This is a genomic window from Pimelobacter sp. 30-1 (genome assembly GCF_018831735.1).
Lineage (GTDB): Bacteria > Actinomycetota > Actinomycetes > Propionibacteriales > Nocardioidaceae > Nocardioides.
This window is the reverse complement of the sequence record NZ_NHTS01000009.1, coordinates 44,035-51,936: the sequence shown is the minus strand read 5'-3', so window position 1 is coordinate 51,936 and position 7,902 is coordinate 44,035. Positions and strand designations below refer to the sequence as shown.

The 7,902-nt window shown below is 67.6% G+C and carries 7 protein-coding genes; 3 read left to right on the top strand and 4 right to left on the bottom strand.

Translation table 11 applies throughout. The features are described 5' to 3' along the window. Window positions 1-160 precede the first annotated feature (160 nt). Window positions 161-415 (bottom strand): hypothetical protein, encoded by a 255-nt coding sequence (locus CCO04_RS21690; RefSeq protein WP_215816257.1) that lies wholly within the window; start codon window positions 413-415, stop codon window positions 161-163. Between the two features lie 4 nt (window positions 416-419). Then, window positions 420-710: a hypothetical protein gene (locus tag CCO04_RS21685; RefSeq protein WP_215816256.1), complete on the bottom strand. Its 291-nt coding sequence runs from the start codon at window positions 708-710 to the stop codon at window positions 420-422. A 215-nt stretch (window positions 711-925) separates the two neighbouring features. Here CCO04_RS21685 and CCO04_RS21680 point away from each other — a divergent pair, with 215 nt between their 5' ends. The 3 genes from CCO04_RS21680 to CCO04_RS21670 are packed head-to-tail and all read left to right on the top strand — an operon-like array spanning window position 926 to window position 6,056. Then, complete coding sequence (locus tag CCO04_RS21680) at window positions 926-3,076, top strand: site-specific DNA-methyltransferase (RefSeq protein ID WP_215816255.1); 2,151 nt, start codon at window positions 926-928, stop codon at window positions 3,074-3,076. Beyond that, window positions 3,073-5,589 (top strand): DEAD/DEAH box helicase, encoded by a 2,517-nt coding sequence (locus CCO04_RS21675; RefSeq protein WP_215816254.1) that lies wholly within the window; start codon window positions 3,073-3,075, stop codon window positions 5,587-5,589. The genes CCO04_RS21680 and CCO04_RS21675 overlap by 4 nt, the downstream gene beginning before the upstream one ends. After that, window positions 5,586-6,056 carry a DUF1643 domain-containing protein gene (locus CCO04_RS21670; protein WP_215816253.1) on the top strand — a complete coding sequence of 157 codons (471 nt, stop codon included), beginning with the start codon at window positions 5,586-5,588 and terminating at the stop codon, window positions 6,054-6,056. Before CCO04_RS21675 ends, CCO04_RS21670 begins: the two co-directional genes overlap by 4 nt. A 199-nt stretch (window positions 6,057-6,255) precedes the next feature. On the opposite strand, the gene CCO04_RS21665 is transcribed toward CCO04_RS21670, so the two are convergent. Together CCO04_RS21665 and CCO04_RS21660 are read right to left on the bottom strand one after the other, a co-directional pair. Continuing rightward, window positions 6,256-7,248: a DUF6615 family protein gene (locus CCO04_RS21665; RefSeq protein ID WP_215816252.1), complete on the bottom strand. Its 993-nt coding sequence runs from the start codon at window positions 7,246-7,248 to the stop codon at window positions 6,256-6,258. Then, window positions 7,245-7,754, bottom strand: a complete 510-nt coding sequence (locus CCO04_RS21660; protein WP_215816251.1) for a hypothetical protein — start codon at window positions 7,752-7,754, stop codon at window positions 7,245-7,247. Before CCO04_RS21660 ends, CCO04_RS21665 begins: the two co-directional genes overlap by 4 nt. Window positions 7,755-7,902: the final 148 nt, after the last annotated feature.

Sequence of the window (7,902 nt, the reverse complement as noted above, 5' to 3'; positions counted from 1 at the left end):
CCTCGACGCCCTCACCTGACATTCACAACTCAGGCACTAAGCCGAATGTCCGAACTCAGGCCGGAGCAGCGGATCGTCCTCCTCGAGGTCGAGATACCCGCCGCTCCGCAGCTGCCGGCGGCGAGCTACCCCGGCACCTTCTGGAGCCGGCGGCAGTGGGCTACTGCATCCCGAAGAACGAGGTGATCCGGTCGACCTGCTTCTGGTCCAGGAGCGCCGGGCGGCAGGCGCTGTAGGCGTTGGTCAGGTCGATGACCAGCTGACGGGTCTGGTCGAGACTCAGGTCGACGGTCACAGACTCTCCGTCGGCACTGGTGATCTTGACGTCGACCCTCTGCACGTCTTCGTCGACGTAGCGGGCCCGCGCAGCGATCTTCTTGGCCTTGACGTTCTCAGAGCGCTTGAAGAGGCCCATGGCGCTACACAACTCCGTACGTCTGAGCCAGGCCGAGCACATGGGGACAGGGCTGCGCCTGGCCGCACGCGCGCGCTCGCACGGCCGAGGGAGGGGTGGCGCCCACGACGCCGTCGTGCGTCTTCCAGTGGTCGAGAAGGTGCGCCTTGTCAGCCTCCAGCTTGCCCAGCTCGGCGTCGACGTCGTCCTGCGTCCTGGCACCGGTCTCAGCACCCGATGCCGGAGCCCCGGACCGAAGGGCGTCGATCCGTACCTCGATCGCGTCGTAGACGCTGTCGTGGATGTCGTTGCTCACGGTCTCGACGCTAGAGCATGGCAGTCGGGGCGCGCACCGGGTTGAGGAGGGCCTCATGGCAGCGTGATGGCCGGCCGCGTGCGGTAGACCTGCCCTTGGTCGAGCAGGTCGGGGCGGGGCGACGGCCGAGCGGAATCGGGGCGGCCTGCCACGCGTGACGGTGGTGGCGACTACGCTGCCCGCGGAGGTGCACGTGGGCTCGAAGAAGAGGAATTATGGCTGAGATCGATGAACTGCTGACCCAGATCGAGGACGAAGGTCTGCGGTCTCAGCTCACTGCCTCAGTCGAGGGGCTCCGCCGGCAGCTGAGATTTGGGCTCGTATTCGAAAAGCACATTCCCGAGTCGATCCGGCTCTACGGCGTGCCGCCGCGTCCCGGCGACACCATTCAGATGCGTGCCGCGGCGGCGGAGAGCGATGAGTTCCGGGTGGTGCGAGCCAACACGCGGACCGTCACCGCCACCGACAGCTCGGGTGAGGAGCGCAAGCTCCCAGCAAACGACGTCGTGGTCCTGAAGAAGTTCGGGGAGCCTGCGTACCCCGCGTTGAAGCCGCAGGGGCGGATCGCCCGCAGCGAGACCAAGCCCTACCACTCGGTGATCAACGGGGAGAATTTCCACGCCCTGCAACTGCTGCGCTACCTCTACCGGGGCCAGGTCGACTGCATTTACATCGATCCGCCCTACAACACCGGCGATCGCGACTGGCAGTACAACAACCGGTACATCGACGAGAAGGACCGCTGGCGCCACAGCAAGTGGCTGTCGTTCATGGAGAAGCGGCTGGTGCTGGCCAAGGACCTGCTCCGCGAGGACGGCGTGCTCATCGTGACCATCGACGAGCACGAGGTTCACCACCTCGGGGTGCTCCTGGAGCAGGTCTTCCCTGGGCGATTGCTCCAGACCATCACGATCGTGATGAACCCCAAGGGGACCGGCAAGATCAACTTTGCCCGCGTCAACGAGTACGCCCTGTTCTGCCTGCCCAAGACCACCGAGAGCGTGGTTACCGGGCTGCCCGAGCAAGAGGCGGACATGCTCACGGGCAAGCGGCACGTCGAGCACGTCGACCAGCAGGACGAGGATGACGAAGCCGAGGCTGCTGACGAAGGCGTGGTGACCGACGAGGAGGAGGTGACCGACGAGGAGATCGCCGATGAGGCGCCGCTGCCGTTCCCCCGAGAGGACTTGCACCTGTGGGAGCTGAGGCACGCCCGCCGCCGTGGGGGCGAGTCGAGCTACCGCCATCAGCGACCAAACCAGTTCTATCCGCTCTACGTCGACCCGGAGGCGGGGCGGGTGGTCGGCACCGGCGAGGCACTGCCACTGGACCGGGAGCCATCCTTCGAGCCGGTGGACGGCCTGGTGCCGCTGTGGCCGATCGACAAGGAAGGCAACCAGCGCTGCTGGCGCTACATCCCCGAGAGCATGCAGAAGAAGATCGACGGCGGCTTCGTCGTGCTCGGCCAGGCCTCGGCCGACGGCAAGTCCTGGACGGTCAATTACTGGGTGCCAAAGACCCAGCGGAAGAAGTACAAGACGGTGTGGTGGAGCACCTCTCACGACGCCGGTACGCACGGGACGTCGATGCTCCACAAGCTCCTCGGCGACCGGACCGCCTTTCCCTTCCCGAAGTCGCTGTACGCCGTGCGTGACACCCTGCTGACCGTGGTCCGCGACCGACCCAACGCGCTGATCCTCGACTTCTTCGCCGGCTCCGGCACCACGCTGCATGCCACCGCCCTGATCAACGCGCTCGACGGCGGCAGCCGGCGATGCATCCTGGTGTCCAACAACGAGGTGGCGGCAAAGACCTCAGACCGGCTGCTGCGCGCCGGTCACCTGCCGGGTGACGAGGAGTACGAGAAGCACGGGATCTTCTGGAAGGCCACCCGCCCCCGGGTCGAGGCCGCAATCACGGGCCGGCGCGACGGAAAGCCCATCGACGGTGCCTACCAAGGGATCGACCGCAGCTTCGCCGACGGGTTCGAGGAGAACGTCGAGTTCTACGACCTGGTCTACCTGGACCGCGACTCGGTGCGCGATGGTGCCGAGTTCGCAGCGGTCGAGCCAAGCTTGTGGCTGGCGGCTGGGGGAGTGGGCAGCAGGCCCAGCTCCGATCCGACCGAACCTTTCGCCTTCCACGAGGACAGCAACTACGCCGTGCTCTTCGACCGCAAGGCCTTCCGCCGGTTCCTCACCCAGCTGAAGGCCAACCCGCAGGTGACGCACCTCTATCTGGTCACCGACTCCGAATCGAGCTTCAACCAGATGCGAGCCAAGCTCCCCGACGGCCTGACCACCTCGATGCTCTACCGCGACTACCTGGGCAACTTCCGGATCAACACCCTGGAGGCGTACCGATGAGGTTCACCCTCCTGCCGTTCCAGGAGACGACAGTCGGCGAGTTGGTCTCCGAGATCCGCTACAGCATGGACGAGGTGGAAAGAGGCGGCCGGGACCAGGCCGTCGTGCTCGTCGCCCCCACCGGCGCCGGCAAGACCGTGATGGCCGCCGCAGCCCTGGAAAACCTGCTCTTCGGCGACGGCCAGTCAGTCGGAGAGGACGACGAGTTGACCGTGGTGTGGCTCTCGGACCTGCCCAACGTCAACGAGCAGACGATGCAGAAGATCGAGACCGCCTCGGAGCGGTTCACCGGTCGGCTGATCCGGATCGACAACGACTTCCGCGGTGACGAGCTCGCTGCAGGCAACGTGTACTTCCTCAACACCCAGAAGCTCGGCGCGAACACGAACCTCGTGAGCCCGGGCGACGACCGCGACGCGAGCATCTGGGAGATCCTCACCAGGACCATCCGGCGCAATCCGGCGAAGTTCCTGCTGATCATCGACGAGGCACACCGGGGCATGGAGCGGTCCAACGGTGCCAGCGACGAGGCCGCCACGATCGTGCAGCGGTTCGTCCTCGGGTTCAGCGAGATGCCGCAGGTGCCGATCGTCGTCGGCATCTCCGCCACTCCCGAACGGTTCGACGCGGTGCTTGCCTCCACGAACCGCACCCGCAGGCAGGCCACCTCGCCGGTTGCTGCCGTACGCGCGTCGGGCCTGCTGAAGGACCGCATCGTGGTCTGGCGTCCCGAGCACGGCCTGGAGCACTCCGACATGACGCTGCTGCAACGGGCTGCGCAAAGCCTGCTCGACTACCAGGTCCGCTGGAGTCGGCACACCGCCCAGCACGGCACCCGGCCCGTACGCCCCGTGATGGTCGTCCAGGTCGAGGACAAGACCGCCACCTCGATCAGCGCTACCGACCTCGAGCAGGCCATCGAGGCGATCGAGGAAGTCACCGGCCCCCTCAGCCCCGACGCCTACGCCCACAGCTTCGGGGACGCCCCGGCCGCCATCAACCTCACCAGCCGTCGCCTTCGCTACCTGCGGCCGGCCGACATCGACGCCGACCCCGAAGTGACGATTGTGTTCTTCAAAACCAGCCTCTCCACCGGCTGGGACTGCCCCCGGGCCGAGGTGATCATGTCGTTCCGGGGAGCCCAGGACGACACGCTGATCGCTCAGTTGGTCGGCCGACTGGTCCGCACGCCGCTCGCGCGACGCATCGAGAGCGACGACGCCCTCAACGGCGTCGCGCTCTACCTACCTAAGTACGACCGCGGCGCCCTCCAGCGGATCATCACCAAGCTGCGCGCCGGCGACCCCGACACCCTCCCGGCTGTCGACGTCGAGGAAGGCGAGGGCCAAGTTCTCTGCGATCGAGACGAGGCAGCCTCCGACCAGATCCGCGCCGCCATCGGGCGCATCGTCAGCTACGTCGTCCCACGAGCCCGGCGCATGCCCCCAGTGACCCGGCTTGAGGCACTCGCGGGCGCACTCAGCGACGCCGGCATTCTCGAGGACGCCCCCGACCAGGTGGACGAGCGCCTTGTCGGCCTGCTGTGGCAGCGGCTCGAGACCCGCAGGGGAAGCGCCGAGTTCGAGGAGGCCGTCAAGCGGAGCCGCGAAGTCGGCCTCGACGCCACAACCCTGTCGTACCTGACCGGGGAGACCGAGACCCAGCAGCTGCGCGTGGAGTCCACCTCCCGCTCCTTGGAGCGCCTCTATGACCAGGTGGGCCGCAAGGCCGGTGCCGCACTGCACGACAAGCTCTGGCGCCGCATCCGGCAGGACGGCGACGTCGATGGCGACACCGCGCGCCTCTACGTGATCGCCACCCTCGGCGACGCCAACACCCAGCGAGCCCTCAACTCGGAGGCCACGCAGCTGTTCGACGACTGGATGGCCGAGCACGAGGACGCCATCGACGCGCTCGGCGACGACGAGCGGCGCGAGGTTGACGAGCTCCGCGAGCACGCCGACGAACCGTCCAAGACCCGGATCGCCCTCCCAGACTCCATCCGGGCCCGACGCGACAACCGGTCGGTCGACTGGCCGCACCACCTGTACGTGGACCAGAACGAGCTGTACCCCGAGCGACTCAACGAGTGGGAGCGCGACGCCATTGAAGCTGAGCTCGCTCACCCCGAGTCTCTGATCTGCTGGCTACGGAACCGACCCCGCGGCCGAGGCTCCTTGGCCATCCCCTACACCAAGAGCAGCGGCGAGACCGCCCCCATGTATCCGGACTTCCTGGTGTTCCGAAGGGCCGACCAGGACCGCATCGCCGTAGACATCCTCGACCCTCATGGGCTGCATCTCGAGGACGCCCCAGCGAAGGCGCGGGCGTTCGCGGAGTACGCCATGAAGCATGGGACCGCGTTCGGACGCATTCTGATGATCGTCTACGACCGCGAGCAGAACCGGCGCGTGACCCTGGACCTGCGGAGAAGTGAGATCAGGAACCAGGTCCGCACGGTCACCACCACGGCGCATCTGCAGAGCCTGTTCGATCTTGCCGGAGAAGGGTGAGCCCACCCCGAGGCGGAGGAACACTGCTTGCGGTCCTCAGCAACCCGCCGACCACCCGCGGCGAGCGCACGTTGGGCCGAGTGCGTCTGGCCTGCGACATCCTCGGCTTCGACGACTTCCTGGTGGCGAACCTCTTCTCGCTGCCCAGCCGGTCGACGCGACAGATTGCAGAGCTCGGCCAGACGGCTGCGCCATGGACCGCTGCCCGCGAACCCATCGAGAACCAGCTCTGCGGAGCCGATGGGGTCCTGTTGGCCTACGGCCTCGATTCGCCGCGAGGCGCGGCCGGACACTGGCGCCACGAGCAGCTGAACTGGCTGGACTCGGCACTCAGGACACATGGACAGCCGACCTTCTGGGTCGGCGGTGAGCCGCGGCACCCGTCACGCTGGCAGCGCTGCACCTCGCGTCGCCACCCGGCCATCGCCTTTCGTGACGCCTTGGCGTTGGAGTTGACGCAGGTCTGAGGAGTACGCGCGAGCCGTTGAACTCCGCCTGCTGGACAGTAACGCGATGTCGATGACAGCCCCTCGGCGTGGTCGGTCGGCGACCCAGCTGAGGCGCAGCACCTGAGGGCCTCCTGGATGATGCCAAGGTGCTAGGGGTTCGACGCTAGGACATCACTCTCGCGGGTGCATGTGGCTCGTCGGCCCTCAGCAGCGCGCCTTAGATCGTGACCAGGACGACGCCCGCGATGTTGAGGCCAGCGAGCTCCCGGGGTCGCCGCGGACCGGGCGGCCCCACAGCGACGACGTAGCTCATCGAGCCGTCATCGATGTCTGTGCGGCGCCGAAGAACTTCGACATACCGCGGCGGCCGCGTCCTCAGCCCTTGGAGCACGTGCCGGTAGTAGGAGCCGGGAAAGTGTCCCGGGTCCTCCGGCACCTCCGGGAAGAGGGGCGCGCCGGGGAGACCGGTGGGCGCGGCGCTCGCCGCCCGGAAAGCTCCACGACGGTGGTCGCTGACCGCCCGGAAGATGCGCTTGGCGACCTCTCGCGGCCCGGCCTGATCGTCCAGTAGGAAGGCGCGTAGTTGGCCCTCAGGGATCTCTGGGAGGTTGATGTCCCGGACTGGGCCGCTCTGTCGTTCTGGGTCGACGAGGTCCTCCAGGGGGAGACCCTCGTCGAGCACCAGGTTCGCTGTGTCAACTGGAGAGGGCCACGACCAGCCGCCGCTCAACTGATAGGCGGTGATCATCGAGATGGCCATCCGACGGCACCCCAGGCAGTCCGCCTCTTGGGAGTGGAAGCACGGCAGGTCGGCGCGAAATACCCGCCCGCCGGTGTAAACCCCGTACAGCGCCGGCACCTGAAGCTGCTCCGCTGCCCTCAGCAAGTCGCGCAGCTGCTGGCCGTCGTTGTGGCTGATGTCGATATGCCATCGTGAGCCTTCGCGGCTGAGCCGCTTGGCCTGCACCAGCATGCCGAAGCACAGGCTGCTCGAACTGTCCAGCCACCACCACAGGTAGTCGCCGCCGACGACAGCCTCCTGGCGTCGGTTGAACTTGATGACCTTCACGTGCGGATACCCGCGATGGACCGCGACGTCGGTCACCGACTCCTCGACCCATCCGTGTCCGAGCTCGTCGAGTTCGTCCATGTATGCCTCGGCGGTCTCGCGGATCCGGGTGAAGGAGGCCAGGACTTCCCAATGCGTCATGACGGCTCGAGGGCGGGGCGGGTGCGATAGACCTGCACCTGATCGCGCAGCTCGTTGCTGGCGATCGCCAGGCCGGCGTACGCCGCGGCGGCCGCCGCCAGGTTGAACGACGACGCCGGCGTGCAGACGACGTCGGAGACGCTCAACGAGCCGTCCTCGAGTCGATCCGCGAAGGTGTCCGCGGCCGCGGCCGCGGCCGCATCCGCCGCGTGCTGGGTGATCCCTGCGGGAACGGGCTTGCCTGTACCGGAGACGAAGGCCTCCCAGACGAACAGCTCGGCCTCACCGGCCAGCCATGGCTCTGGCTTGGTGGTGCACCTCAGCCCGGGCATTCCGGAGCCAACGCGCTCGAGCAGCCACGCGAGCTGGACTAGCCCCGTGGCCAGGGATCCGCTGCCGGCGCCGGCCGACCAGGGCCTGGAACGTCCGTCGACGGTCTCGCCCTGCCGCGCCTGTCCGAGCGTCTTCCAGCTGTCGGCCGGTCCCACCGGACTGACCGGAACCATGAGCGGAGCCTCGAACCCGAGTGCCACCGGGACACCGGCGCGGAGCGCCTCGAGGACGGCGAGCGCCGCCCCCTCGGGGTGACTGCCTCCCTCGCCGACCGGTCGCCGGCCGGGAAGGTCGAGGGCAGCCCAGGCGAAGTTGCTCCGT